Below are 24,522 nucleotides of genomic sequence, written 5' to 3' on the forward strand. Positions count from 1 at the left end.
CACGGATGTTCAGCCCCGAAGGACCCACCCTGCGCGAACTCGCCGTCCAGGCCCTGTCGTCCGTCGAGCGCGGCTACGACCTCCTGGCCCCGAAGTTCGACCACACGCCCTTCCGCACGCCCGACTCCGTGCTGGCCGCCGTCGCCTCGGCCCTGGAGGAGGCCGGCCCGTACCGGGACGGCCTCGACCTGTGCTGCGGCACGGGCGCCGGGACGGACGTCCTGGCCACGGTGTGCCGCCGCAGCGTGACCGGGGTCGACTTCAGCGCGGGCATGCTCGACGTGGCGCGCGGGCGGACGCCTCCGGCGGGTCCCCGGGTGTCCTGGGTGCGGGCGGACGCCCGCGCGCTGCCGTTCACCGCCGCCTTCGACCTCGTCGTGAGCTTCGGGGCGTTCGGGCACTTCCTGCCCCGGGAACTGCCGGATCTGTTCGCCCAGGTGCACGGCGCGCTGCGGCCCGGGGGACGTTTCGCCTTCCCCGTCGTCGCGCCGCCGCGAGCGTCCTCGCCGGTCTTCTGGATGCTCCTCGGCTTCGACACGGTGATGCGGGTGCGCAACGCGCTGTGGCGGCCTCCGTTCGTCATGTACTACCGCGCCTTCCGGCTCGGTGAGGTGCGGCGCGAACTGGAGCGCGCCGGGTTCCGCGTGGACCTGCGCGCCCTGCCCGACTTCGGCACGAGGGGCGACGGAAGCCCGCGGGTCCGGCTGGTCGTGGCGCGCCGCGCGGACGACGGCGACGTCGCGGACGGGGTCATCCGGCCGCCGGGAGCGTGAACGCGTAGACCAGCGCCTCCCGCCGGGTGTCCAGGACCAGGTCGGTGATCTCCAGGGGGCGCGCGTACTGGTCGTGCACCTGCCGGGTCACCCGCATCGACGGGGCGTCGTCCAGGTGGGTGATCAGGTCCCGGTGGTGCAGGGTCAGGCCGGCCCGGCGCATCCAGTCGTAGGCCCGCCGCAGCTCCGGGCAGGCGCCCCTGTGGGCGCGGTCGCGGTAGCGGGCCAGTTCCTCCACCTCCGCCAGCGCCACCGCGGAGAACGACGTCACGGCCGTGCGCAGGCCGCGTCCGTCGGCGCCCGCGGACTCGTAGCGGTGTACCAGCGTCGGCCGGTGCGGGGCGAGCCCGAGCGCTTCGGCGTGCCCGGGCGGAGGGCTCTCCCAGCTGACGGCGGCCCGGGCGACCGCCGAGGGATCGTCCGCGGCCCGGACGCCCACCGGAAAGGCCAGGAACGACGGGGCGCCGACCGGTTCCGCGGGGAGCGCCGCGTAGCTGCCCCGCCGGTCGGTCTCGACCAGGCCGTCGCGGCGCAGCACCTCCAGCGCCTGCCGTACGGTCTCCCGGCTGACGCCGAAGTGCTCGGCCAGCCGCCGCTCGCCCGGCAGCCGTTCGCCGGGTGCGACGGCGCCGTCGCGCAGCTCGCCGAGCAGCTCCGTCGCGATTCGCCAGTACAGGGGGCGGTCGTCGGAGCCGGGGTGGACATGAGGGGTGGTGGGGGTGGTGCTGCGGGCCATGCCGCGCGCCTCCTGTGGGTGACGTGCCGTGTTCGTGCGGACTCGGTGCGCCACCAGATCTAGCATTGGTCTAAACCAGCAGGGAAGGGTGCGGTGCCCGATCGGCCGAAACCGGACCGCCGGGTGCCGTCACCCCGCCACTGCTCCCGTGCCGTCACCCCGCCACTGCTCCGCGCCGTCACTCGCTTCCGCCCAGCCCGGTCACTGGCTTCCGCCCCGTGCTGTCACGCGGTATGCGTCCCCCCTGCTGTCACCCCGGTGTGTCCGCCCTGCCGTCATCCCGTCTGCGCCGTGCGCGTGCTCACAGCGCGCGGTACACGGCGTCGACCAAGGCCTTCTTCCGCGGGTCGTCGGCGATGTGCGGCCCCATCCGGTTCATCACGTAGCCCAGCGACACGCCCGCCTCCGGATCGGCGAGCCCGCAGGAGCCGCCGAAGCCGTCGTGTCCGAAAGCGCGCGGGTTGGGTCCGTACGAGCCGTTGGGCCCGCTGAGCCACAAACCGAGGCCGATCTCCGTCTCGTGCTCGAATCCGGCCCCCAGGACCACGTCCCGGCAGGCCCCCTGCCCCTCGCGCACCCGTTCGGCCGCTTCGGGGGACAGGACGCGCCGGCCGTCGTACGTGCCCCGGCCCGCGAAGACGCCGTAGAGCGCCGCGATCGCCCGCGCCGTGCCGTGGCCGTTGGCGGCCGGGATCTCCGCGGCCCGCCAGCGCGGCGAGTTGGCCTCGGTCGCGCCTGCCAGGGGGTTGGTCAGGGCGGCGAGGGCGGCGGGCGACAACTGGCTGAAGACCGCCGCCTGTTCGCTCGCCGAGACGGCCGGCGGATGCACCAGCTCGGCCGCCCGTCCGGCCTCCTTCTCCGCCAGTCCGATGGTGAAGTCCACGCCCAGCGGACCGGTCACCTCCCGCTCCAGAAAGGCCCCCGGCAGCAGCCCCGACACCCGGCGCACGACCTCCCCGACCAGGAAGCCGTAGGTCAGGGCGTGATAGCCGGACCGGGTGCCCGGCTCCCACCAGGGTTCCGTCGCCGCGAGGCGCGCGGTGGTCAGCTCCCAGTCGTAGAGCTGCTCCAGGGAATGCGGCTCGCGCAGCCCGGCGAGGCCGGCGCGATGGGACAGCAGGTGGCGGACGAGCACCCCCTCCTTGCCCGCGGCGGCGAACTCCGGCCAGTACGCGGCCACCGGCGCGTCGAGGTCGAGCAGCCCCCGGTCGGCGAGGATGTGCGCGCACAGCGCCGTCGGTCCCTTCGACGTGGACCACACGTTGACCAGGGTGTCCCGCTCCCACGCGCGCGTGCCCGCCGCGTCGGCCCAGCCGCCCCACAGGTCGGCCACCGTCACCCCGTTCACCGTGACGCTCACCGCGGCGCCCAGCTCGCCACGGTCCCGGAAGTTCTCCTCGAAGGCGGTGCGCACCCCCGCGAACCGCGGGTCGCAGTGGCCGTGAATCCGTGGCGCGTGCTCGGGCATGGGTCCTCCGTGGTCCGCCGGGACGCCGGACCGCGTCGGTGCGCTCCGGCCGCACCGAACGTACCGACTGGTCGGACTGGAGGGAAGTGGACGGGCGCGGCGTACGGCGGGAACCGGAAACGGGGCGCCCGCATGCCCGAGGCGCCCCGTCGCGGCCCGAAGACCCGTGGCGGCCGTGGGCCTGCGGCGCCCCGCAGGCCCACGGAAGGCGGGCCGCTCAGGCGTACGAACGCAGCCAGCGCAGCTTGACCGCCTCCTGGTAGGGGCCGCCGCCCTCGTGGTCGTTGAAGTCGTACACCTCGATCGTCTTGTCCTCGTGCGGCCACGCGTTGAAGGCGGCGAACACGGTCGACGGCGGGCAGGTCTGGTCCTCCAGCGCGGTCGAGAACAGCGCCGGGGCCGAGCCGCGCGAGGCGAAGTGCACACCGTCGAAGTAGGACAGCGTGCGCAGCGCGTCCTCGGCGCGACCCCGGTGCGTCTTGAGGAACAGGCCGATCTCCCGGTACGGGTGACGGTCCGTCAGCGTCGCCGCGCGGGGGAAGTCGCACAGGAACGGCACGTCCGGCGCGACCGCCGCCAGGTCGGGCACCAGGCCGCCCACGGCGAGCGTGATCCCGCCGCCCTGGCTCCCGCCGGTCGCCACGGTCCGCGACGCGTCGGTCAGCGGGTGCGACCTGGCCGCCTCGACCGCACGCACCGCGTCGGTGAACACCCGGCGGTAGTAGTAGTTCTCGGGAGCGTCCATGCCCCGGGTCATGAACCCGGGGTACGAGGGCGCTCCACCCACCGGGTCCGCGGTGCCGCCCCCGCCACCCCACGCGCTGCCCTGGCCCCGGGTGTCCATGATGAAGTGCGCGCGGCCCGTGGACGCCCACAGCAGATGCTCGTGCGGCAGACCGCGCCCGCCGCCGTAGCCGACGAACTCCACGACCAGGGGCAGCGGTTGACCGGCCCCCGCGGGCAGCGTCAGCCAGCCCTTGACCGGGTGTCCACCGAACCCGGCGAACGTCACGTCGAACACCTGCACCGTGGTCAGGCCCGTGTCGACCGGCTCGAAGCGGGCGTCCAGATCGTGCTCGCGGGCTTCCTGGAGGGTCTTCGACCAGAACGCGTCGAAGTCCTCCGGCTCGTGGGATGCGCTGCGGTATTCGTGGAGCTCGTCGAGGGACAGGTCGAACAGGGCCATGAAGCACCGCCTTTTGTTAAGTGCCCATACGAATGATCACACCGTACGTGCGCCGTGGGATGCCTCGCCAGGCCGCGGTCCGAGCCGGCCGCCGTCAAACGCTTCAGGCCGGCCTGCGCCGGGTCCACTGCGGCTCGGTGCGCGCCCACTCCCGCTCCCACTCGGCCAGCCGGTGACGCATCGCCACCCGGCGGACCGCCGCGTGTCCCAGCAGCACCGCCGCGGCCGTACCGCCGGCCACGCACGTGCCCAGGGTCACGGTGTGCTGCCACACCATCGTGTCGTTGGGCGGCGGCGCGACGCTGCGGCCGCGCTCGTCGAACCACACGTCCACCGCTTCTCCCTGACGGGTGCCCGCCGGCACCCGGGCGGAGGCCGTCCGCGCAGGCTCGCCCGGCGGCGTCCACCGCACGCTCACCCGGACCATCTGCTGCCTGCCGCCCTCCACCGCGGGCATGGACTCGGGCGGGTGGCCCACGACCTCGGCAGTCACGCGATGCCGCTCGGCCCGCTGCCGGAGCGCGGCCGCCTGGGCGTCGTCATGGGCCCACCGGCCGGCGAGCGCCCCGGCCAGGGGCACGGCGACCAGCAGCAGCACGGCGACGACCAGCGCCGTCCACCCTTCCACGACGTCCGACCGGCGCCGCAGCGGATTGTCCCGCAGACGCCAGCCACGCACCCGGCTTCGCATGTCGACCTCCTCGCCGTCACGCGTACGAGTGCCCACACGAGCGTTGTACCCCGTTCGGAGTACATCGTTTCACGCATCGTTCACGACGGCCCCTCGACAGGGGTGGGAGGCCGGGGGACCGGTCAGCCGAACCGTTCGATCCGGATGCGGTCCACCGGCTGCCCGGCCTCGACCAGCAGCCGCGACGCGTGCTCGGCGAACGCGTTCGACCCGCACACGTACGCCTCCCAGCCGCCCGCGGGCTCCTCGGCGAGCAGCGGCGCCACATGAGCGGCGCGGAGCCGGCCCACGTCCACGCCCGGCGGCGCGCTGCGGGTGAACACGGGCGTGGTCTCCGCGCCGTACTCCCGGGCGTAGATCAGTTCCTCGGGACTGCGCGCCGACACCAGCAGCCGCAGCGGCACGTCGAGGCCGCGCGCCCGGTGGTGTCGGACCATCGACATCAGCGGGACGACCCCGGAGCCCGCCCCGACGAGCAGCGCGGGCCGGTCGCCCGGCCAGGCGAAGAAGCCGCTGAGCGGGCCGCGCACCTCGACCTCGTCGCCGGGCTCGGCCGTCGTGTGGAACCAGCCCGAGACCTCGCCGCCGTCGACGTGGTCCAGGGTCAGCTCGATGTGCCCGTCGTCGCCGGGCGCGGAGGCGATCGAGTAGTGGCGCTGGGCGGTGTAGCCGTCGTGGGCGGTCAGCCGCAGCATCAGGTGCTGGCCGGGCAGATGACCCGCCCAGGCCGGCACCGCGAACCGGAAGGTGGCCGAAAGCGGAGTCTCGCGGCGGATCTCGGTGAGCGTCGCCGTCTGCCACACGGCGGCGGTCCGGTTGCTGACGGCGATCCGGCCGGGCACGGCGAACCGGGTGGGGGGCGCGAACGTCCCGGCCGCGTGAGCGGCGGACGCGGACGGGCCGGTGAAGGTCTCAGTCACCGGAGTACCTCTGCTCCTCCCAGGGGTTGCCCCGGGCGTGGTAGCCGTTCTGCTCCCAGAAACCGGGCTCGTCGTGGTCGAGGAGGCGCAGGCCCGCGATCCACTTGGCGCTCTTCCAGAAGTACAGGTGCGGCACGAGCAGCCGCGCCGGACCGCCGTGCTCGGCGGCGAGGGGCTTGCCGTCGTACTCCCAGGCGATCCAGGCCCGGCCGCCGGTCAGGTCCGCCAGCGGAAGGTTGGCGGTGTACCCGGTGTGGGAGTAGGCGACGGCGTGGGTCGCGGACGCAAGGGGCCGCACGGCCGTCAGGAACGCGTCCAGGGACACGCCCCCGAACCGCACCCCGAACTTCGACCAGCTCGTCACGCAGTGGATGTCGCCTTCGTAGGAGGACTCCGGCAGCGCGTGCGCCTCGTCCCAGTCCCAGGTGCGGGGCGCCTCGACCAGTCCGTCGACGCGGAAGCTCCAGTCGGCGGGCGCGAGGTCGGGCGTGACCTCTGCGGACAGCACGGGCCAGTCGTCGCCGGCGTCGTACTGGCCGGGGGGCAGGCCCGGATCGGCGACGCGGGGGCGCCCGGTGAAGCCTCGGGTGACGTTCATGCGGTTCCAGCGTGAGGACGGCGGTTGCTGACGCAGTCCACCGTACGTGCAAGTCGGAGGTGTTCCGCACCGGCCCCGGCCGTCGATCGTTAAGGCCGTATGAACGCTCCCGCGGGCGGGGAATAGCGGCCCGGCTCCCGGCTCTTGCACGTGTCGTCCCGGATCCAGCGCTCCAGCGGTCCGGCACCGGCGAAGGAGAGTGGGAGCAATGCCGAAGGCGTACGTCTTCACCCGGTACGGCGGCCCGGAGACCGAGGCGCTCGTCGACCTGGAACGGCCCCGGCCCGGCCCCGGCCGGGTGCTGGTCGCGGTGCGCGCGGCGGGCGTGAACCCCGTCGGCCGGAAGCAGCGCACCGGCCGCCGGCACCCCGGCGAGAGCGGCGGGCGTACGTTCCCCTCCGTCCTGGGCACGGACACGGTCGTCCTCGGGATCGGAGCGGGCATATGAGCGGCGCCGGCTTCGCACGGGCCGCGGGTCCGGCCGGCAGTGTGGCCCGGCACGTCCTCGACAATCCCGCCCTCGCCGCGCTCACCGGTCCGCACGCCCACTTCGCCGAGCGCCGGGGGCGCGTCCTGCGCTACCCCGTCGACGTGTCGCCGTGGCTGGCGTTGCCGGACGAGCCGGACGCCGACGACTGGGCGGACCTCGCGGCGCTGGCCGGCCCCGGAGCCGAGGTCCCGCTGCCCGGCTTCCGGGGCGACCTCCCGGCCGGCTGGGAGGTCACCTTCCAGCTCGAGGGCGTGCAGTTCGTGGACGACGGGCTGGCCGCCGCACCCGACCCGGAGGCTGTCCGGCTCGGTCCCGCCGACGTGCCCGAGATCCTCGACCTGGTGGCCCGCACCCGGCCGGGCCCGTTCGAGCCGCGCACCATCGAGCTCGGCGACTACCTCGGCATACGACGTGGCGGGGCCCTGGTCGCCCTGGCCGGCGAACGGCTGCGACCGCCGGGCTGGACCGAGATCAGCGCGGTCTGCACCGACCCGGCCTTCCGCGGCGAGGGCCTGGCGAGCCGGCTGGTCCTCGCCGTCGCCCATGGCATCCGGGAACGCGGCGACACGCCCTTCCTGCACACCGCCGCCGGCAACGCGAACGCCATCCGCCTCTACGAGTCGCTGGGCTTCCGGCTGCGTCGCCGCACCGTGTTCCTCGCGGCGAGGGCGCCCGCGGGACTGGGGGAGGGGCGCATGGCGGCGCCGGTGGCGTAGGGGTCAGTCGGCGTCGCCGCCGGGCGCGGGCCCGGCGTTGTAGCGCACCAGGTACCGCGCGAACCGCTCCAGGTCCTCGGCCGGCCACCGCGCCAGGCGTTCCCGGAAGGCGGTGCGGCGGCTCTCGGTGACCTGGGCGAGGATGCGCCGCCCCGCCTCGCTGAGGTGGAGGACCTGGACGCGGTGGTCCTCGGGATCCTGACGTCGTCCGATCAGGCCGGCCCGCTCCAGGGCTGCGACCTGACGGCTGACCGTGGACTTGTCCAGGGCGTAGTGCGCGGCGAGGTCGGTGGCCCGGCAGCCGCCGCTCTCCTCCAGGTGACCGAGGAGGGTGTACGACACCAGCGACAGCTCGGGGTGCAGCCGGCCCGCCGAGGCGCGGGCGCGCCGGGCGAAGCTCGTCATCTCCCGCTGGATGGTCTCCACGGCCTCGGCTGGTTCCACTGGGACTCCCTCATAGCCTGGTTGCATAGTACAACTGAGAGGGGAAGGCGGGGGATCCCGTGGCGGCGGATGATCGTTGGGGTAGGGTGGCCGTCCGGCTGCGGAGGTCCCCAGTCGCGTGAGGCCCGGGAGGTGAGACCCATTACCGCAGTGTCAGGTCGGGTGCTCTCACCTCGTGACGGCGTGCACCGCCGCCCGTAGGCGACCGCGAGAGCGCCCTTCGGCTTCCGAAAGGCTCTTCGGCTCCCATGCCCCCTCTCGCCCCTCCTCCTTCCTCCTCACAGCCCTCGTCGTCCCGTGACGCCCTCGTTCGGACGCTGCGTGCCGCCGGGTGCGTCTTCGCCGAGGACGAGGCGGAGTTGATCCTCACCGCCGCCCGCACTCCGGACGAGGCCGCCGCCATGGCGGAGCGCCGTGCCGCGGGCCTTCCCCTCGAACACGTCGTCGGCTGGGCCGAGTTCCACGGTCTGCGCGTCACCGTCGAGCCGGGCGTCTTCGTGCCCCGCCGCCGCACCGAGTTCCTCGTCGACCAGGCGCTCGCCGCGGCGCCCCACGCGTCGCTGGTGGTCGACCTGTGCTGCGGCTCGGGCGCGGTCGGCGCGGCTCTGGCCGCCTCCCTCGGACGGATCGAGCTGCACGCCGCCGACATCGACCCGGCGGCGGTCCGCTGCGCCCGCCGCAACATCGCCGAGCACGGCGGACACGCCCACACGGGCGATCTGTTCGACGCCCTGCCCGCCCGGCTGCGCGGCCGCGTGGACATCCTGGCCGCCAACGTGCCCTACGTGCCCACCGGCGAGGTGCCCCTGCTGCCGGCGGAGGCCCGTGAGCACGAGCCGCTCACCGCGCTCGACGGCGGCGGCGACGGGCTGGACGTGCTGCGCCGGGTCGCGGCCGGTGCGCCGCACTGGCTCGCCCCCGGCGGCTGCCTGCTCGTCGAGACCAGCGAGCGGCAGGCGGCGGCCGCCGTCGAGGCGTTCACCCGCAGCGGGCTGGCGGTGCGGGTGGCGCGGGACGAGGAGCTGTACGCCCACGTGGTCCTCGGGACCCGGGTCAGGTAGCGGCGCCGCCGCCCATGGGGCCGGGGGAGCGGCTCTCGTCCTCGTCCCACGGGCCGTGCCCGGGGAAGCCGCCGCGGTGGCCGTCGTGGCCGTCGTGGCCGCGGTCGCCGAAGGCGCCGGACAGGAACCGGTCGGCGGTGTTCACGTCTCCGGAACGGGAACCGACGACGAACACCTCGTCGCCCTTCGTCAGGGCGACGGCTCCGGAGCCGGAGGCGCCGTCGATGGACACGGGCGTGTCCGAACCCACCGTCCACGTCCACGAGGCGCCGTCCTCGCTCTTGACGGTGACCTGGTCGTCGGCCACCTTCGTGACCGATCCCCGCTGCCAGACGCGCACGACCCAGTCGCCCGTGTCGCGGTCCTTGACCGCCGCCTCACCGTGCGCCGCGTCGCCGCCGAGTCCGAACCACGGGCCCCCCGGGCCGTGACGGCCACCGGGCCCCTCGGACGAGGAGGCGGACGGCGCGGCGGACGGCGAGCCGTCGGCGGAGCCGTTCGACGTCGCCGCGTAGGCGACGGTGCCGCCCAGGGCCAGGACGGCGACCGTCGTGGCCGCGATCACTGCCCGGCCGCGGGCCGACCGACGCCGCCACAGCGTGCGCAGGGAGGCATGCTCCCGTTCCACCCCGTCCACCGGCCCCGACAGCAGTTCGACCTCGGGCGGCCTCTGAGGGCCTCGCGGCTCCTGCATGGCTGCTCACTCTCCTCAAACTCGTCGGAAAGGAACGCAACGAACGGAACGAAGGAACGAACGGAACGAACGAACAGGCGGGGCGGACGGCGGTGTCCTTTGCCAGGCCTCACTGTGATTGTCCGAGGGGCCGGGTAAGGAAGCGGTAACGAAAGCCTGTGAATCGGGCGGCCGTCGGGGGGCACCCGCTCACCCCTCGGCCAGCGCCCGCGCCACCAGCAGGGCCACGTCGTCGTGGTTGTCGGGGTGGTGCAACGCCTCCAGCAGCAGGTCGCACAGCTCCTCCAGCGGTTTCGCGGGATCGTCGAGGAGCGCCAGCAGCGCCTCCAGCCGCTCGTCCAGGGAGTGCCTGCGGGTCTCGACGAGCCCGTCCGTGTACAGCACGAGCTGGTCGCCCGGGGCGAAGTCGACGTCGGTCGTGGAGAACTCCACCCCGCCCACGCCCAGCGGCGCGCCGGTCGGCAGCTCCAACAGCTCCGGCGGGTGGCCGGGGCGCACCCGGGCGGGCGGCAGATGCCCGGCGTTGGCGATCCGGCACCTCCTCAGCCGGGGGTCGTGGATGGCGTACACGCAGGTGGCGATGGAGTGGTCCAGGCCCTGGGTGATGCGGTCGAGGTGCTCCAGGAGGACCGCCGGGTCGAGGTCGAGCGAGGCCAGCGTGGTCGTCGCGGTGCGCAGCCGGCCCATCGTGGCCGCGGCGTCGATGCCGCTGCCCATGACGTCGCCGACGACCAGTGCCGTCTTGCCGTCCGGCAGCGGGATGACGTCGAACCAGTCGCCGCCGACCTCGGTCGTGGCGCCCGCGGGCTGGTAGCGGGAGGCGACCTCCAGGCCGCCGGTGACGGACGGATGGCTCGGCAGCAGGCTGCGCTGCAGGGTGAGCGCGGTGGTGCGGGCGTTCTGGTACCAGCGGGCGTTGTCGATCTGGACGGCCGCGCGGGCCGCCAGTTCACGGGCGAGCAGCAGGTCGTCGCGGCCGAACGGCAGGGGGTTGCGGGTCCGTTTCAGATCCAGGGTGCCCAGCACCTCGCCGCGGGCGATGAGCGGCACCGCCAGGTAGGAGTGCACGCCGGCCCGGGCGAGGAGGTCCGCCGCCTCGGGGGAGCGGGCGATGTGCGCGAGGTCCTCGTCCTTGACCCGTGCCACCATGACCGGCTTGCCCGAGCGCACGCACTGGGTGACGAGCCGGTCGGGCGCGTAGCGGGCCACCTGCCCGGGCTGGTCGGCCGCCCGCAGCGCGTCCGGCTCGTCACCGGCCCGCACCGCGAGGGCGCGCATGACGGCCGGTTCGGCGGGCCCGAGGCTGGTGCGGCGGCCCGCCACCACGGCGTCCAGCAGATCGACGGCGGCCACGTCCGCCAGTTCCGGCACGGCCACCTCGGCCAGTTCGAGGGCCGTGCGCTCCAGGTCCAGGGTGGTGCCGATACGGGCCGAGGCGTCGGCGACCAGCGCGAGCCGACGGCGCGCCGCCTCGGCCTCGACGGCCGCCCGGTGCCGGTCGGTGACGTCCCTGACCGAGACGGCAACGCCCAGCACGGTGCCGCGGGCGTCCTCCAGGCGGTACAGGGAGACCGACCAGGCGTGGTCCTCGTCGGGGTCGGCGGGGGTGCGGCCGGCCGAGAAGCGGTCGACCAGCGGCTCCCCGGTCCGCAGCACCTGGCGGGCCGCGGACTCCAGGGCGTCGGCGTCCAGCAGCGGCAGCACCTCGCGGACCGTCCGCCCGATGTGCTCCTCGGCCGGCACGCCGCTGATCCGCTCCAGCGCCGGGTTGACCGACACGTACCGCAGGTCGGTGTCGAGGACGGCGAGGCCGTTGGGGGACTGGGCGACCATCCGGGTGGACAGCGCCACGTCGCGCTCCAGCCGGCGCACGGTCGGCTGGTCGGTGGCGAGGCCCAGGGCGTAGACGCCGCCGCGTTCGTCCAGGAGCCGCATGTTGCGGAACTCCACCATCCGGGTGGTGCCGTCCTTGCGCCGGATGGGGAACGCCCCCGCCCAGCTCCGGCCGGTGGCCATGACGTCCGCGAACAGCTTCACGACCAGGTCGACGTGGCGCTCGTGGACCATCACCCGGGCCGCGTACCTGCCCAGCGCCTCCTGGGCGGAGTAGCCGAACAGCTCCTCGGCCTGGGGACTCCACAACGCGATCCGGCCCTCGGTGTCGAGCACCACCGAGGCCACGTTGAGCACGTCCAGCAGACCGCTGGGCCCCGTCGGGACACCGCTGTCCGCCGCGGACGATCCGGCTGCACTCATGCCACGCCCCGCCTCCGCATGTCGATGCGGCACGCCGTCCCCCGTGCCGACTCCCCCTGTTCTACCGCGCTCAACCCATTTCTCCCACGCCTGGAACGTCCGTCTCCATGCTCCTCCAGTACGGCTCGACGCGCTGTTCTCCTCAGGGTCCGCACCTGTCCATCCGTTTGGTCTGTACATGACTATCAGGGCGGGCCAGACTGTCCGCCGAGCGCGCCCCACCCCCCCCTCGACGAGGAGTCCCATGCCCCTGCGCCCTGCCCGCCGCCGCGGTTCCCCGGCCGGCGTCGCCCGCATCGCCCGCGCCTCCTGCCTCGCGCTGGCCGTCGCGACCGTCACGGCACTGTCGGCGGCCCCGCCCGCCGCGGCCGCGGACACCTGGACCGAGGTCGGCTCCGACCGGGCCGACCCGCTGACCGAGAGCCAGGGCCTGACGTCGGTCGAGGTCCCGGCGGGCAGCCCCAACCGCTACACCGGCATCGGCACCATCCCCCTCTCGCTGTCCGTCCGGGGCTGGAACCACGTCGGCGACCCCGACGCCTCCTACGACGGCTACTACGTCGAGCCCTACCAGAGCGATTCGTCCGGCTCGAAGATGTTCCGCGTGCAGGCGCCCGGCGGCGCCTGGTCGGAGTACGTCCACGCGCTCGGCCCGGGCGAGGCCCTGAACAACTCCTGGGCGGCGATCACCCCGAACAGCCAGTGGATGCTGTCGGGGGAGTGGGGCACCATGACCCGGTTCCTGGTCTTCCCGACGCCCGGCGCCAACGCGAGCACCTCGCCCTCGGTGAACCTGCCGCAGGCCTCCACCGTCCGCCTCGACCACGCCGTGCGCGACGTCCAGGGCTGCGACTTCACCGGACCGACCACCCTGCTGTGCTCCTCGGACGACCCGGCCGGCACCCTCTTCGGCATCACCAAGCCCCTCCTGCGCATCGACCTGTCGGCCGAGCCGAACGGCGCCTCCGACGTCACCGGCCATGTCACGGCCCTGCGACAGCTCCCGCTGCGCAGCTCCTGTTCGGGCTCCTTCGAGACGGAGGGCGTCGACTACGACCGCCGTAGCGGCACCCTGCGCGTCATCGTCGTCTCGCCCGGATTCTGCGTGCTGACCGACAGCAGGACGTACCGCTTCACGCGCGGCTGAGACCGGGGCCGGCGACCGCTCCCGTCGCCGGCCCGTCGCTGGTCCCGCTCGGAAAGTGGTGCTTTTCTGGGGATGTGGCGCGGCTCGCTGGGAACCCGCACAGCCGCGCCACCCCACGAGAGGAGCGATCACGATGGGTCGCGAGCGATCGCACGAGGAATCCGTCTCCGTCGAGATCAGCGGATGCAGCAAGGAAGACGCCCGGATCGTGTTCGACGCGCTGAACGCGTGCTTCGAGTCCGACCGCGGCAGCGGCGACGAGCCGCAGCAACTCCACGAGAGCCGCCCGATGGTGTGGCTCGGCACCTTCGAGGTCACCGAGGCGCGCGACTGCGCCGAGCCGGCCCGGCTGTCGTCCTCCGTCGAGGCCGACGCGCAGGGCAGCTACTGGGCGATCGAGCGGCTCCGCTCGACGCTGGACTCGGTGTTCTCGGTGCGCGACCTCTCCTCGGCCTCCGGGGACCAGGAGCGGGAGCTGCATGTACTGCTGGAGAGCCGGTGAGGCCGTGACCTGCGGCACATGACGCAGGCCTCATTGTGCAACTAGTTGCACAACCCGTGCGCGGTCCTCTAGAACTGAGGGACTACCGCCGCGCACGGAGGCCTGTCATGACCCGATACCCGCACCTGCTGAGCCCGCTCGACCTGGGCTTCACCACGCTGCCCAACCGCGTCCTGATGGGCTCGATGCACGTCGGACTGGAAGAGGCCGAGCACGGCTTCGAGCGCATGGCGGAGTTCTACGCCGCCCGCGCACGCGGGGGCGTGGGCCTCATCGTCACCGGCGGCATCGCCCCCAACGACGAGGGCCGGCCCGGCGAGGGCGGCGCCAAGCTCACCACGGACGCGGAGGCCGGGCAGCACCGCGCGATCACCGACGCCGTGCACCGTGAGGGCGGCCGGATCGCGATGCAGATCCTGCACTTCGGCCGGTACGCCTACCACCCGGACCTGGTCGCCCCCAGCCCCCTCCAGGCCCCGATCAGCCCCTTCCCGCCCCGCGAGCTCACGGACGCCGACGTCGAGCGCACGATCGACGACTACGCCCGCGCCGCCCGCCTGGCGAAGCAGGCGGGCTACGACGGCGTCGAGATCATGGGCTCCGAGGGCTACCTCATCAACGAGTTCATCGCGGCCCAGACCAATCACCGCACCGACCGCTGGGGCGGTTCGTACGAGAACCGGATGCGGTTCCCCGTCGAGATCGTCCGCCGGGTGCGCGAGGCCGTCGGCGAGGACTTCATCGTCATCTACCGGCTGTCCATGCTCGACCTGGTGCCCGGCGGCTCGACCCTCGACGAGGTCGTCACCCTGGCGAAGGCGGTCGAGGCGGCCGGCGCGACGATCATCAACACCGGCATCGGCTGGCACGAGGCCCGTATCCCCACCATCGCCACCTCGGTGCCGCGCGGCGCCTACACCTGGGTGACGAAGAAGCTCATGGGCGCGGTCTCGGTGCCGCTGGTCACCACCAACCGCATCAACACCCCCGAACTCGCCGAGCAGTTGCTCGCCGACGGCTGTGCGGACATGGTGTCGATGGCCCGGCCGATGCTCGCCGACCCCGACTTCGTCAACAAGGCGGCGGCGGGCACGCCCGAAGCCATCAACACCTGCATCGGCTGCAACCAGGCCTGCCTCGACCACACCTTCAGCGGGAAGATCACCTCCTGCCTGGTCAACCCGCGCGCCTGCCACGAGACCGAGCTGGTGCTGTCCCCGACCCGGCGGCGCAAGCGCGTCGCGGTGGTCGGCGCGGGTCCGGCGGGCCTGGCGTGCGCCGTCGCGGCGGCCGAACGCGGCCACGAGGTGACGCTGTTCGACGCCGCGAGCCAGATCGGCGGCCAGCTCAACGTCGCCCGCAAGGTCCCCGGCAAGCAGGAGTTCGACGAGACGCTGCGCTACTTCCGCCACCAGCTCGACGCGCACGGCGTGGACGTCCGGCTCGACACGCACGTCACCGCCGAGGACGTCGCCGACTACGACGAGGTCGTCGTCGCCACCGGCGTCAGCCCCCGCACCCCCGACATCCCCGGCGTCGACCACCCCAGCGTCGTCGGCTACCTCGACGTCCTGCGCGACGGAGCGCCCGTCGGCGACCGCGTCGCGATCCTCGGCGCGGGCGGCATCGGCTTCGACGTCGCCGAGTTCCTCACCGACGGCGGCGACAAGGCGAGCGAGGACCCGGCGACCTACTTCCGCCAGTGGGGCGTCGACATGGACTACCAGGGCCCCGGCGGACTCGCCGCCCCCGAGCGTCCCGTCCCGCCGCGCACGGTGCACCTCCTGCAGCGCAAGACCAGCAAGGTCGGCGCGGGCCTGGGCAAGACCACCGGCTGGATCCACCGCACCGAGCTCAAGCACCGGGGCGTCACCATGGTCCCGGGCGTGCGCTACGACCGGATCGACGACGCCGGACTGCACGTCACCGTCGGCGGGGAGAGCACCGTTCTCGAGGTCGACACCGTCGTGCTGTGCACCGGCCAGGACCCGCGCCGCGACCTGTACGAGGCCCTGGTCGCCGCCGGCGGGAGCGTGCACCTCATCGGCGGCGCGGACGTGGCCGCAGAACTGGACGCCAAGCGGGCCATCCAGCAGGGCACGGAGCTGGCGGCGGCGCTGTAGGCCGCGCGGCGCGTCCCTAGGATGACCGCATGTCACTCCCGCACGCGATCCTCACCGCCCTGCTCGAGAGGCCCTCGTCGGGGCTGGATCTGACCCGCCGGTTCGACAAGTCGATCGGCTACTTCTGGTCGGCGACGCACCAGCAGATCTACCGTGAGCTGGGGAGGCTGGAGGCCGAAGGCCAGATCCGGGCCCTGCCCACCGAGCAGCCGGCCCGCGGGCAGAAGAAGGCCTACGAGGTCCTGCCCGCCGGCCGGGCCGAACTCGCGCGGTGGACGGCGGCCCCCCAGGACCCGAAGCCGCACCGCGACGCCATGCTGCTCAGGCTGCGCGCCGCGGCCGTCGTCGGCACCGCGGGCCTGGAGGCCGACCTGCGCCGTCATCTGGAGCTGCACCGGCGGCAGTTGACCGAGTACGAGGAGATCGAGAAGCGCGACTTCCCGCCCGGTGAGGACAGCGCGCAGGCCAGGCTGCAGCACCTGGTCCTGCGCGCGGGCATCGAGCTGGAGACCTTCTGGACACAGTGGCTCACCGAGGCCCTGGAGGGGCTGCCGGTCGTGGAGGACGGGCCCTGAGTCCGTTCACCCCTGGGGCCCTTCGTTCGGATGAGGCCGGGCTCGGCCCGAGCGGAAGACCCTAGAGCCGGTACGGCTTCGAGCGGCGGCGCAGGAACCAGGCCGCCGCGATGACGCCCGCCCCCACCAGCGCGCCGCCCACCGCCATGGTGACGGTGCCGTAGTCGCGGGCCGCGCCGCCGAGCCCGCCCATGACCCCGCGTGAGGGCGAGGCCGTCGCGGAGATCGTCGGCGTCGACGGGGCGGAGACGATCACGGACTGGGTGCCCGCGGTGTCGCCGCGCGAGCACATGACGACGACGGTGTACGTGCCCGGCGAGACGGCCGACCAGGCGGCGGACTGTCCGGCGGTCGTCCCGGACAGGGCCACCTGACGGCCCTGGGCGAAACTCGCCTGGCTGCTGGTGAGCAGCGCCGCCGTGCCCCAGCTGCCGTTGATCTGGGTGCAGGCGCTGGTCACCACCGACACCGTGGAGCCGGTCGTGCTGACGGAGATGCCCGGAGCCCGGGCGGCGGCCGGCCCGGAGGTCAGGGTGAGGGGCAGTGCGGCGGCGGCTGCCACGGTCAGCCCTGAGCGGACGAGGAGACGGGAAGTGCGCATCGGGTGTCCTCCGGCGGCGGCACGGTCGGCGGTACATCCCTTGCGCCGCCGAGGTCGGATACGCCCGTGCTGCCTCAGGGGCAGCCAACGCGCCCCCGGTCCGCCCCGCACGCGGACGGCCCCCGGGCAGGTGACGGATTCCTTCGGACGGCCCACGCGGCGGACGGTCAGCGACGCCCGCCCGTCGTCACCGTCCGCTCCGCCGAGAACGCGCCCCAGGCGCCGTCCGGCAGCCGGGCCCGCAACCGCACCCGATGGCCGACCCCGGCCTCCCGGCCCACGTAGAAGCTGTACCTCGCCGTCCCCCGGGGCGGAGTCGCGCCCCACACCAGCGAGGTGGCAGGCCGGCCGTCGAGCTGGATCTGGTACTCCGTGACCACGCCGTCCACGCGGGGCGGCGTCCAGGACAGGTCGATGTAGTGGGCCCCGCCCGAGACGTGGGTGGCCGCCCGGAAGCCGGCCGGCGCAGTGTCGTCCGGACTCCCGTCGGCCCCCGGGGCGGTGGTGAGGCGCACGGGCGGGCCGGCGGACGAGACGTTGTCGGCCGCGTCCCGGGCCCGGACCGTGAACGCGTAGCGGATGCCCGGCCGCAGCCCCGTGACGACCGTCGCGGTCTGACTCCCGCCGACGCTGTGGATCCTCGTGCCGCCCTGGTAGACGTCGTACGACACGACGCCGCGGTCGTCCGTGGACGCCGACCAGGACAGCTGGACGGCCCGACTCCCGGCCGCCCGGCCGGTCACCCCGCCCGGCGGGGTCGGGGCCGAACGGTCCGCCGCGGCCGCCGCCGGCGTCGTGGCTCGCACCTCCCGGCTGCGCGGGCCGAGCCGTCCCTCGGCGTCCCGGGCCCGCACGGTGAAGACGTAGGTGGTCGACGGCGAGAGACGGACGACGTCCAGCATGTGCGCGGACCCGGGGACGTCCCCGACCTTCGTGCCGCCCCGGTACACCACGTAGCCGCTGACCGCGGGGTCGGCGACGACCGCGTTCCACATCACGTGCACGCTCGTCGCGCTCCCGGCCTGCGCGCCGACTCCCGTCGGGGCGACGGGCGCCCGTCCCCCGTCGGAACCGGACCCGGAGCCCGAGGCGCCGACGGCGCAGCCGCACGCCAGGGCCGTCACCAGCCCGCTCCCCGCAGCCCACAGCGCGATGCGTCGCACGGCTTCGCCTCCCGGCCGGACACGACGGCAATGGTCCGGACCAATATGACGGGGTATCGGGACCGCATCAAGAGGGTGGGCGGACATCGGGGGCGGCCGTTGGCGACCGCTTCCGGGCGTTACGTATGCTGAAGCTCCTCGCGGCTGAACTCTTCTTGAGGGCTCATGAGTTCATGCCGGTGGCGCGGACCGCTGTCGTCGCTGATCCCGCGCCGGCGGAGTGCCCCGGGGGCCCGGGCGCCGAGACGGCCCCGGGTCCCCGGCCTCCTGTCGCCGTGTGGCCCGCACGGCGGCCGTGTCCCGCGCCGTGCACCGGACGGCCCCTTCGGAGTGGCCCCGTGGTGAGGCCGACACCAGATTGTTCTGAGTGTCCGTCAACCTCCCCACGAGAGGCTCCCGAACCGTGCGCGTCAAGTCGCTGACACTGGCCGCGGCCGGCCTGGCCCTGCTGGCCCCGGCCACCCCATCCGCCGCGGCGCGCCCGTCCCCGGCCGCCTACGGAGCCCCCGCGTCCCGGCAGGAGGGCTCGGTGCGCGCCGCCGACCTGCTGTCCCGGGTCCGCGACTGCGCCCCCGTCTCACGGGGCCGCTACCGAACCGACGCGGGCGCGCCCGCCACGATCCCGGTCTGCGGCACCGACGAGGCGGTCTTCTGGACGGCCGACATGGACATCGACTGCGACGGCCGCCCGAGCCCGCGGTGCAACAGCGGCACGGACTCGCTGTTCTCCGACGCCACTGCCTACGTGCAGTCCGACGGCCGCTATCTGAGCGCCGAGGCGCTGCCCTACATCGTGGTGCCGGGAGTGAGCGCCGTGTGGGACCACCGCGCGAGCGGGGTGCACGGGGGGTCGGTCGCGGCCGTCGTCTACCGGGACCGGGTGCAGTACGCGGTCGTCGGCGACGTCGGGCCGCGCGAGATCATCGGCGAGGCGTCGTACGCCACCGCCGCGGCGCTCGGCATCCGCCCCGACCCGCACGGCGGCGGCACGTCCTCCGGCGTCACGTACATCGTGTTCAGGAACTCCCGGGCGACGCCCATCGAGAGCCACGCGTCCGCGGTGGCGGTGGGGGAGCGGTTGGCACGGCAGTTCGTGCGGGCGGCGAAGGCGGGCGAGGAGCCGACGACCCCGCCCGCGGAGCAACCGGCGTCCCAGGGCGGCACGACACCGACGCAGTCCGCGCAGGACGGCCGGGCGCCCGCCGAGGGCCCGGACACCCAGGCGCCCGGGGAAACCCGGGACGACCCGAACGCCGAGACCGGGACGGAGGCCGGGACCGGGGCCGCCCACGCGCAGGGCCTCGACGCCCCCGGGGCCCCGGCCGCCGGCACGGGCGAGGGGGCCGGGGAGGACGAAGAAGGCTGGTGAGCGGGCGAGAAACGCCCAGCCGCCGTGGGCCGTCCCACAGCGCTTCCTCATCCGCCGCAGGCCGTCCCGCAGTGCTTCCTCATCCGCCGCTGCCCGGCTCTCCGGTGGGACGCCGGCGGCCGGTCGACCGAGGCCGGGGGACGGCTTCGTCCAGTGCCCGCATGCCGGCCGAGCCGATCAGCGCCTCGCCGTCGGTCCGGCCCGACCATGCCGCTGTGTCACACCTTCCGGTAGCCGTAGGCCTCCGTGGCCGCCGATTCCACCGTGTCGAGGTCGGCGCCCGTCGCCGCGGTGACCACCGCGGCCACCGCACCCTCCACGAAGGGGGCGTCCACCAGGCGCGCGGTGCCGGGCAGTTCGTCGCCCTCGGCGATCAGCGCCTTGACCGTCAGGACCGCGCTGCCCAGATCCGCGAGGAGCGCGACCCCGGCGCCCCGGTCCACCGAGGCGGCTGCGGCGGCGATCAGCTCGGCGCTCGTGCCCAGCCCGCCGCCCTCCGTCCCGCCCGCCGCGGCGACCGGCACTGCCATGCCGACGCCCGCGAGGCCCTGTGCCAACTCGGCCACGGCCGTCGCCACCTGCGCGCTGTGCGAGACCAGCACGACGCCGACCATCTTCTCCTCACTCACCGCCGCCTCACTTCCCGTCGGTCTCGGCCAGAGCGGCGATCAGCAGCGCCGACGAGGTCGCGCCCGGATCCTGGTGGCCGATGCTGCGCTCGCCGAGATAGCTGGCCCGGCCCTTGCGCGCCTGCAGCGGCGTCGTCGCCTCGGCGCCCTGCTCGGCCGCGGAGCGGGCGACGCCGAAGCCGTCGGGCAGGGCGTCGACCGCCGGCACCAGCGCGTCGATCATGGTCTTGTCGCCGGGCGCGGCGCCTCCGAGCTGCATCACGGCGTCCACGCCCGTGCGCAGCGCCGCGGCGAACTGCTCCTCGTCCACCTCGGCCGCGTCGCCCAGCGCTTTCCCGGTCCGCCGCAGCAGCGTGCCGTACAGCGGCCCCGAGGCCCCGCCGACCGTCGAGATCAGCTGACGTCCCGCGAGCATCAGCACGGCGCCCGGAGTCGTCGGCGCCTCCTTCTCCAGCGCCGCGGTCACCGCGGTGAAACCGCGCCGGAGGTTGCTGCCGTGATCGGCGTCCCCGATGGGCGAGTCGAGGGCGGTGAGACGGTCCGCCTCGCGTTCGACGGACGCGGCGGTCGCCGTCATCCAACGGCGGAAGAAGTCGGCGTCGAGCACTGGATCTCCTTGCGTGGTCGGTACGGTCCGAGCGCCTGTCCTGCCTCAGACGCCCCAGCGCAGGCCGGCGGTCTTCACCGGCGCGTTCCACAGCCGCAGCAGCTCCTCGTCGACCTCGCAGAGGGTCACCGAGGCACCGGCCATGTCGAGGGACGTCACGTAGTTGCCCACGAGCGTGTGGGCGACGACCACCTCGCGCTGCGCCAGCACCCGCTGCACCTCGGCGTTGAAGCCGTACAGCTCCAGCAGCGGCGTCGCGCCCATGCCGTTGACCAGGACGAGAACGGGGTTGCGGGGCGTGATGTCGTCGAGGATCGCCTGGACGGCGAAGTCGGCGATCTCACCGGAGGTCATCATCGGCCGCCGCTCCCGGCCCGGCTCGCCGTGGATGCCGACGCCCAGTTCCAGTTCGCCGGGCGGCAGGTCGAAGGTCGGACCGCCCTTGGCGGGGGTCGTGCAGGCGCTGAGCGCCACGCCGAAGCTGCGGGAGTTGCCGTTGACCTGCCGGGCGATGGCCTGGACCCGCTCCAGCGGCTGTCCTTCCTCGGCCGCCGCCCCCGCGATCTTCTCCACGAACAGCGTCGCGCCCGTACCCCGCCGTCCGGCCGTGTAGAGGCTGTCGGTGACGGCGACGTCGTCGTCGACGAGGACCTTGGCGATCTGGATGCCCTCGTCCTCGGCGAGCTCCGCCGCCATGTCGAAGTTGAGCACGTCGCCGGTGTAGTTCTTCACGACGAACAGCACGCCGGCGCCGCTGTTCACGGCCGCGGCCGCGCGCAGCATCTGGTCCGGCACGGGGGAGGTGAACACCTCGCCGGGGCAGGCCGCGGAGAGCATCCCGGGCCCGACGAACCCGCCGTGCAACGGCTCGTGCCCCGAGCCGCCGCCCGATACCAGCGCCACCTTCCCGGCCACCGGAGCGTCCCGCCGTACGATCACCCGGTTCTCGACGTCCACGGTCAGGTCGGGGTGAGCTGCCGCGATCCCGCGCAGCGCGTCCGCGACGACGGTCTCCGGAACGTTGATCAGCATCCTCATCGGATACCTCCCAGTGGGCTAGTAGATGCGGCTCTGATCCCATTCTGCGCGTCAGGTCGCGCTGGGTCACTCGCCATCGGCCTCGGCGGTGCGCGCCGGTCGCGAACGAGGTCCCCGTCCGGGCGCGGTCGACGCGCCGTCCGGGGCGGCGCCCTCGCCGACGGCGCACGTTCCTGCGTGACGTCGACGGCGACGCCGACCGCCACCCCGGAGGGGAGGCGGCCGTGTCACCGGGTGGATGCGGGGCACTCGGGGGCCGACGGGTTCCGACTGGGAGCCCGTCGAGCCCAGTCTGGAGGTGGAGGACATGGGTCATGGTGGGAACGTCATCGACGAGCTGGTGACCGATCATCGCGAGGTCGAGGAGCTGTTCGGCCGGATCGAGGCGCTGCCGTCCGGCGCGAAGGGGCGCAAGCTGCACGCGGACCAGGCCACGATGGAACTGGTCCGGCATTCGGTCGCCGAGGAGGCGTACCTGTATCCGGCGGTGCGCGAGCACGTGCCCGGCGGCGACGCACTGGCCGACAAGGAACTCGAGGACCACGCGCGGGCCGAGCAGATCATGAAGGACCTGGAGGGACGTGAGGCGGACGATCCGGAGTTCGACCGGCTGATCGGCATGCTGATGAGCGAGATCCGTGAGCATGTGGCCGACGAGGAGGAGAACCTGTTCCCCCGGTTGCGTTCGGTGTGTCCGGCGGACGCCCTCGACGACCTGGGCGACAAGGTCCGCAGGACCAAGAAGACCGCCCCGACGCGTCCGCACCCCGCCGCTCCGGACAAGCCCCCGGCCAACAAGATGCTGGCCCCGGGCGCCGGGCTGGTCGACCGGCTGCGCGACGCGCTGACGGGCCGCGGCAAGCCTGACTGAGGAGAACGGGTCCGGCCTCAGGCGACGAGCGCAGGGCCCCGTCCCAGGCGGTCCATGAGCCCGGCGCGGTGGAGGCACGCCACGGGGGCCAGGAGGTCGGGGTGGCGCAGCAGCGCCGCAGCCTGCAGGTCACGCTCGTCGGGTGCCATCAGGCGCCGGAAGTCCGGCCGCGTCCCCCGGGTGTGGTCGCCGCCGGCGAGCCCGGCGACCGCCCCCGTGGCGAGGCCGGCGTCGCCGAGCAGACAGGCCGCCCAGCTCGCCACGACCTCGTCCACCCAGCTTCGCCACGCGCGGTCGTCCTCGGACGCCGACCCGTCCGCGGACGGGTCGGCGTCCGCGCCGCTGACCCAGTCCAGCCGGGCCGAGCCGCCCGGGCCCGCCAGGCCCACCAGCGCGGCGTCCGTGTCGGTCGGATAGCGCAGCCAGGCCGCCACCGTCACCGCCTGCCGGGCCTGCGCCTCGCACAGGGCGGAGGCGAGCGCGCCGCCGCTCGCCGGGTAGGCCCGGGTGAGCCATTCGGTGGTGGCGGCGATGAGCGAGGAGAGGTCAGCGAGCAAGGGGGCCGTCCGGGGGTGTGCGGCAGCGGGGGGCGGGGGTGCGGGGGCTGCCGGAAACCGTAGCCTGCGGCCCGGCCGGGCGACACGTGTCCTCAGCCACAACACCGGCCGCCGACGGCCGGAACCGGTCCGCCGCCGACGCCGGGAACCGGGCCCACGCGGGCGCGGGCCCGGCAGCCCGCAGGGGGTTGTTATGACCGCTGTCATGACGGATGCTGCCTCTCGGCGTTCACCGCCGCCGAGCACACGAGCCGGGAGGACCTGCAAGTGAGTGACACCGTCGCACGGAGGATGTGGGAGAGGTTCGAGCCGGTCCACCAACTGGTCTACTTCGCCCCCGAGGTGCGCGAGGCCGCCGACGGCCTCGGGATGCGCGGCTACTGGATGGGCTACTTCGCCCTGCGCGCGGCGCCCCTCGGCCCCGCTCCCGCCCCGGTCGTCACCAGCTCCTTCTACGTCTTCCACCCCGACCGCGCGGCACGCGCGCTGCCGGCCGCCTGGGAACTCGCCTCCCCGCAGCGGGTGCTCCAGGCACGCGAGGAGGCCGTGGACCGCGCGATGACCGCCTTCTACGGTCAGGACGTCCTCGCCTCCCCCGAACTGTCCGAGGCCGCCGACCTCGCCTGGGAGGCGGCACGCGCCGCGGACACGGCGGGGCGGGTGCTCGGCGCCGCCAACCAGGCCCTGCCGCGCCCGGCACAGCCCCACGTCAGACTCTGGCAGGCCGTGACCACCCTGCGCGAACACCGCGGCGACGGCCATGTCGCGGTGCTCGTGGGCCGCCGTCTGGGGCCGGTCGAGGCGCTGGTGCTCAAGTGCGCGGCGGGGGAGACCGACGCCGCGTTCCAACAGCGCACCCGCCAGTGGGACCCCGGGCGATGGCGGTCGGCGCAGGCCGAGTTGCACGAGCGCGGCTGGCTGGACGGGGAGGGGCTTCTCACCGAGGCGGGGGCCGTCGCCCACGAGCAGGTGGAGGCGGACACGGACGCCGCCGCGGCCGAGCCGTGGAAGGTCCTGGGCGCCGACGCCACCGCCCGCCTCGCCCACCTCCTCGAACCGCTCGCCCGGACCGTCCTGGACTCCGGGATCGTGCCGGACGCCAATCCGGTCGGTCTCACGGGCGGTACCTGGGACGCCCCTGAGTGACCCACCTGCCGGGGCGGAACCGCCGGCCCCGCCCGTGTCGCCGTGGTCCGGCGGGCGAGGCGTCGGCGAAGGCGTCGCGCCCGCCCCGGACCCCGTCCGAGCTCCGACCGGGGACAATGCCGGACCCGGACGGGCGCGCGGGCGCTGGTCGGGACGCTCTC

24 protein-coding genes and 2 pseudogenes are annotated in these 24,522 nt (G+C 74.2%); 11 read left to right on the top strand and 15 right to left on the bottom strand.

Features of this window, described 5'->3' with window-relative positions; genetic code table 11:
* Nucleotides 1-5 precede the first annotated feature (5 nt).
* A complete protein-coding gene (locus ACZ7DE_RS24475) occupies nucleotides 6-773 on the top strand; it encodes a class I SAM-dependent methyltransferase (protein ID WP_470764586.1) in 768 nt (255 codons plus the stop codon).
* Here ACZ7DE_RS24475 and ACZ7DE_RS24480 read toward each other — a convergent pair.
* The 6 genes from ACZ7DE_RS24480 to ACZ7DE_RS24505 form a co-directional block, all read right to left on the bottom strand.
* A complete protein-coding gene (locus ACZ7DE_RS24480) occupies nucleotides 751-1,509 on the bottom strand; it encodes a GntR family transcriptional regulator (RefSeq protein WP_470764588.1) in 759 nt (252 codons plus the stop codon). The two genes, ACZ7DE_RS24475 and ACZ7DE_RS24480, sit on opposite strands and share 23 nt — an antisense overlap.
* Nucleotides 1,510-1,810: 301 nt before the next feature.
* Nucleotides 1,811-2,977: a serine hydrolase domain-containing protein gene (locus ACZ7DE_RS24485; RefSeq protein ID WP_470764590.1), complete on the bottom strand. Its 1,167-nt coding sequence runs from the start codon at nucleotides 2,975-2,977 to the stop codon at nucleotides 1,811-1,813.
* A 217-nt stretch (nucleotides 2,978-3,194) separates the two neighbouring features.
* A complete protein-coding gene (locus ACZ7DE_RS24490; protein ID WP_470764592.1) occupies nucleotides 3,195-4,163 on the bottom strand; it encodes an acetylxylan esterase in 969 nt (322 codons plus the stop codon).
* A 103-nt stretch (nucleotides 4,164-4,266) separates the two neighbouring features.
* Nucleotides 4,267-4,854, bottom strand: a complete 588-nt coding sequence (locus ACZ7DE_RS24495) for an Rv1733c family protein (RefSeq protein ID WP_470764935.1) — start codon at nucleotides 4,852-4,854, stop codon at nucleotides 4,267-4,269.
* Between the two features lie 122 nt (nucleotides 4,855-4,976).
* Nucleotides 4,977-5,774, bottom strand: a complete 798-nt coding sequence (locus ACZ7DE_RS24500; RefSeq protein ID WP_470764594.1) for a ferredoxin reductase — start codon at nucleotides 5,772-5,774, stop codon at nucleotides 4,977-4,979.
* Complete coding sequence (locus tag ACZ7DE_RS24505; RefSeq protein ID WP_470764596.1) at nucleotides 5,767-6,372, bottom strand: sulfite oxidase-like oxidoreductase; 606 nt, start codon at nucleotides 6,370-6,372, stop codon at nucleotides 5,767-5,769. Before ACZ7DE_RS24505 ends, ACZ7DE_RS24500 begins: the two co-directional genes overlap by 8 nt.
* A gap of 208 nt (nucleotides 6,373-6,580) precedes the next feature.
* On the opposite strand from ACZ7DE_RS24505, the pseudogene ACZ7DE_RS24510 reads away from it, so the two are divergent.
* Together ACZ7DE_RS24510 and ACZ7DE_RS24515 are read left to right on the top strand one after the other, a co-directional pair.
* Nucleotides 6,581-6,817, top strand: a pseudogene (locus tag ACZ7DE_RS24510) (NADP-dependent oxidoreductase); the annotation flags it as partial.
* Nucleotides 6,817-7,578, top strand: a complete 762-nt coding sequence (locus ACZ7DE_RS24515) for a GNAT family N-acetyltransferase (protein ID WP_470764598.1) — start codon at nucleotides 6,817-6,819, stop codon at nucleotides 7,576-7,578. The pseudogene ACZ7DE_RS24510 and the gene ACZ7DE_RS24515, both read left to right, overlap by 1 nt.
* A gap of 3 nt (nucleotides 7,579-7,581) precedes the next feature.
* On the opposite strand, the gene ACZ7DE_RS24520 is transcribed toward ACZ7DE_RS24515, so the two are convergent.
* A complete protein-coding gene (locus tag ACZ7DE_RS24520) occupies nucleotides 7,582-8,022 on the bottom strand; it encodes a MarR family winged helix-turn-helix transcriptional regulator (protein ID WP_470764600.1) in 441 nt (146 codons plus the stop codon).
* 248 nt (nucleotides 8,023-8,270) lie between these two features.
* Between ACZ7DE_RS24520 and ACZ7DE_RS24525 the strand changes: the two genes are divergently transcribed.
* A complete protein-coding gene (locus ACZ7DE_RS24525; RefSeq protein WP_470764603.1) occupies nucleotides 8,271-9,083 on the top strand; it encodes a putative protein N(5)-glutamine methyltransferase in 813 nt (270 codons plus the stop codon).
* On the opposite strand, the gene ACZ7DE_RS24530 is transcribed toward ACZ7DE_RS24525, so the two are convergent.
* Together ACZ7DE_RS24530 and ACZ7DE_RS24535 are read right to left on the bottom strand one after the other, a co-directional pair.
* A complete protein-coding gene (locus tag ACZ7DE_RS24530) occupies nucleotides 9,076-9,777 on the bottom strand; it encodes a hypothetical protein (protein ID WP_470764605.1) in 702 nt (233 codons plus the stop codon). The genes ACZ7DE_RS24525 and ACZ7DE_RS24530 overlap by 8 nt on opposite strands.
* 189 nt (nucleotides 9,778-9,966) lie before the next feature.
* The gene (locus tag ACZ7DE_RS24535; protein ID WP_470764607.1) at nucleotides 9,967-12,033 is read right to left on the bottom strand and encodes a SpoIIE family protein phosphatase; all 2,067 of its coding nucleotides are present in this window, start codon (nucleotides 12,031-12,033) and stop codon (nucleotides 9,967-9,969) included.
* 244 nt (nucleotides 12,034-12,277) lie between these two features.
* On the opposite strand from ACZ7DE_RS24535, the gene ACZ7DE_RS24540 reads away from it, so the two are divergent.
* From ACZ7DE_RS24540 to ACZ7DE_RS24555, 4 genes are all read left to right on the top strand, one after another.
* Nucleotides 12,278-13,180: a hypothetical protein gene (locus ACZ7DE_RS24540; RefSeq protein WP_470764609.1), complete on the top strand. Its 903-nt coding sequence runs from the start codon at nucleotides 12,278-12,280 to the stop codon at nucleotides 13,178-13,180.
* 133 nt (nucleotides 13,181-13,313) lie between these two features.
* A complete protein-coding gene (locus ACZ7DE_RS24545) occupies nucleotides 13,314-13,682 on the top strand; it encodes a hypothetical protein (protein WP_470764611.1) in 369 nt (122 codons plus the stop codon).
* A gap of 107 nt (nucleotides 13,683-13,789) precedes the next feature.
* Nucleotides 13,790-15,805, top strand: a complete 2,016-nt coding sequence (locus tag ACZ7DE_RS24550) for an FAD-dependent oxidoreductase (protein WP_470764613.1) — start codon at nucleotides 13,790-13,792, stop codon at nucleotides 15,803-15,805.
* A 29-nt stretch (nucleotides 15,806-15,834) separates the two neighbouring features.
* On the top strand, nucleotides 15,835-16,380 hold the full coding sequence (locus ACZ7DE_RS24555) for a PadR family transcriptional regulator (protein WP_470764615.1): 546 nt from the start codon (nucleotides 15,835-15,837) through the stop codon (nucleotides 16,378-16,380).
* 61 nt (nucleotides 16,381-16,441) lie between these two features.
* Here the strand turns inward: ACZ7DE_RS24555 and ACZ7DE_RS24560 are convergent, their stop codons facing one another.
* Nucleotides 16,442-16,981: a hypothetical protein gene (locus ACZ7DE_RS24560; protein WP_470764617.1), complete on the bottom strand. Its 540-nt coding sequence runs from the start codon at nucleotides 16,979-16,981 to the stop codon at nucleotides 16,442-16,444.
* Nucleotides 16,982-17,148: 167 nt separating this feature from the next.
* On the bottom strand, nucleotides 17,149-18,144 hold the full coding sequence (locus ACZ7DE_RS24565; protein ID WP_470764620.1) for a fibronectin type III domain-containing protein: 996 nt from the start codon (nucleotides 18,142-18,144) through the stop codon (nucleotides 17,149-17,151).
* 403 nt (nucleotides 18,145-18,547) lie between these two features.
* Between ACZ7DE_RS24565 and ACZ7DE_RS24570 the strand changes: the two are divergent.
* Nucleotides 18,548-19,249 (top strand): annotated as a pseudogene (locus tag ACZ7DE_RS24570) (glycoside hydrolase family 75 protein); the annotation flags it as partial.
* A 482-nt stretch (nucleotides 19,250-19,731) separates the two neighbouring features.
* Here ACZ7DE_RS24570 and ACZ7DE_RS24575 read toward each other — a convergent pair.
* The 3 genes from ACZ7DE_RS24575 to dhaK are packed head-to-tail and all read right to left on the bottom strand — an operon-like array spanning nucleotide 19,732 to nucleotide 21,787.
* Nucleotides 19,732-20,142: a PTS-dependent dihydroxyacetone kinase phosphotransferase subunit DhaM gene (locus tag ACZ7DE_RS24575; RefSeq protein ID WP_470764622.1), complete on the bottom strand. Its 411-nt coding sequence runs from the start codon at nucleotides 20,140-20,142 to the stop codon at nucleotides 19,732-19,734.
* A gap of 7 nt (nucleotides 20,143-20,149) precedes the next feature.
* The gene (gene dhaL / locus ACZ7DE_RS24580; RefSeq protein ID WP_470764623.1) at nucleotides 20,150-20,749 is read right to left on the bottom strand and encodes a dihydroxyacetone kinase subunit DhaL; all 600 of its coding nucleotides are present in this window, start codon (nucleotides 20,747-20,749) and stop codon (nucleotides 20,150-20,152) included.
* Between the two features lie 45 nt (nucleotides 20,750-20,794).
* Nucleotides 20,795-21,787, bottom strand: a complete 993-nt coding sequence (gene dhaK / locus ACZ7DE_RS24585; protein ID WP_470764625.1) for a dihydroxyacetone kinase subunit DhaK — start codon at nucleotides 21,785-21,787, stop codon at nucleotides 20,795-20,797.
* Nucleotides 21,788-22,094: 307 nt separating this feature from the next.
* On the opposite strand from dhaK, the gene ACZ7DE_RS24590 reads away from it, so the two are divergent.
* Nucleotides 22,095-22,658: a hemerythrin domain-containing protein gene (locus ACZ7DE_RS24590; protein ID WP_470764627.1), complete on the top strand. Its 564-nt coding sequence runs from the start codon at nucleotides 22,095-22,097 to the stop codon at nucleotides 22,656-22,658.
* A 17-nt stretch (nucleotides 22,659-22,675) separates the two neighbouring features.
* Here ACZ7DE_RS24590 and ACZ7DE_RS24595 read toward each other — a convergent pair whose 3' ends face one another.
* A complete protein-coding gene (locus ACZ7DE_RS24595; RefSeq protein WP_470764629.1) occupies nucleotides 22,676-23,215 on the bottom strand; it encodes a hypothetical protein in 540 nt (179 codons plus the stop codon).
* A gap of 267 nt (nucleotides 23,216-23,482) precedes the next feature.
* On the opposite strand from ACZ7DE_RS24595, the gene ACZ7DE_RS24600 reads away from it, so the two are divergent.
* Nucleotides 23,483-24,361 carry an SCO6745 family protein gene (locus ACZ7DE_RS24600; RefSeq protein ID WP_470764631.1) on the top strand — a complete coding sequence of 293 codons (879 nt, stop codon included), beginning with the start codon at nucleotides 23,483-23,485 and terminating at the stop codon, nucleotides 24,359-24,361.
* The last annotated feature ends 161 nt before the right edge of the window (nucleotides 24,362-24,522 follow it).

The sequence above is a fragment of the Streptomyces sp. NPDC037083 genome (assembly GCF_055606485.1).

Coding starts and splice junctions, on each gene's coding strand:
- ACZ7DE_RS24555 (WP_470764615.1), top strand. CDS start 15,835: ATGTCACTCCCGCACGCGATCCTCACCGCCCTGCTCGAGAGGCCCTCG.
- ACZ7DE_RS24535 (WP_470764607.1), bottom strand. CDS start 12,033: ATGAGTGCAGCCGGATCGTCCGCGGCGGACAGCGGTGTCCCGACGGGG.
- dhaK (WP_470764625.1), bottom strand. CDS start 21,787: ATGAGGATGCTGATCAACGTTCCGGAGACCGTCGTCGCGGACGCGCTG.
- ACZ7DE_RS24490 (WP_470764592.1), bottom strand. CDS start 4,163: ATGGCCCTGTTCGACCTGTCCCTCGACGAGCTCCACGAATACCGCAGC.
- ACZ7DE_RS24475 (WP_470764586.1), top strand. CDS start 6: ATGTTCAGCCCCGAAGGACCCACCCTGCGCGAACTCGCCGTCCAGGCC.
- ACZ7DE_RS24550 (WP_470764613.1), top strand. CDS start 13,790: ATGACCCGATACCCGCACCTGCTGAGCCCGCTCGACCTGGGCTTCACC.
- ACZ7DE_RS24505 (WP_470764596.1), bottom strand. CDS start 6,372: ATGAACGTCACCCGAGGCTTCACCGGGCGCCCCCGCGTCGCCGATCCG.
- ACZ7DE_RS24515 (WP_470764598.1), top strand. CDS start 6,817: ATGAGCGGCGCCGGCTTCGCACGGGCCGCGGGTCCGGCCGGCAGTGTG.
- ACZ7DE_RS24540 (WP_470764609.1), top strand. CDS start 12,278: ATGCCCCTGCGCCCTGCCCGCCGCCGCGGTTCCCCGGCCGGCGTCGCC.
- ACZ7DE_RS24545 (WP_470764611.1), top strand. CDS start 13,314: ATGGGTCGCGAGCGATCGCACGAGGAATCCGTCTCCGTCGAGATCAGC.
- ACZ7DE_RS24525 (WP_470764603.1), top strand. CDS start 8,271: ATGCCCCCTCTCGCCCCTCCTCCTTCCTCCTCACAGCCCTCGTCGTCC.
- ACZ7DE_RS24495 (WP_470764935.1), bottom strand. CDS start 4,854: ATGCGAAGCCGGGTGCGTGGCTGGCGTCTGCGGGACAATCCGCTGCGG.
- ACZ7DE_RS24480 (WP_470764588.1), bottom strand. CDS start 1,509: ATGGCCCGCAGCACCACCCCCACCACCCCTCATGTCCACCCCGGCTCC.
- ACZ7DE_RS24560 (WP_470764617.1), bottom strand. CDS start 16,981: ATGCGCACTTCCCGTCTCCTCGTCCGCTCAGGGCTGACCGTGGCAGCC.
- ACZ7DE_RS24590 (WP_470764627.1), top strand. CDS start 22,095: ATGGGTCATGGTGGGAACGTCATCGACGAGCTGGTGACCGATCATCGC.
- ACZ7DE_RS24485 (WP_470764590.1), bottom strand. CDS start 2,977: ATGCCCGAGCACGCGCCACGGATTCACGGCCACTGCGACCCGCGGTTC.
- ACZ7DE_RS24530 (WP_470764605.1), bottom strand. CDS start 9,777: ATGCAGGAGCCGCGAGGCCCTCAGAGGCCGCCCGAGGTCGAACTGCTG.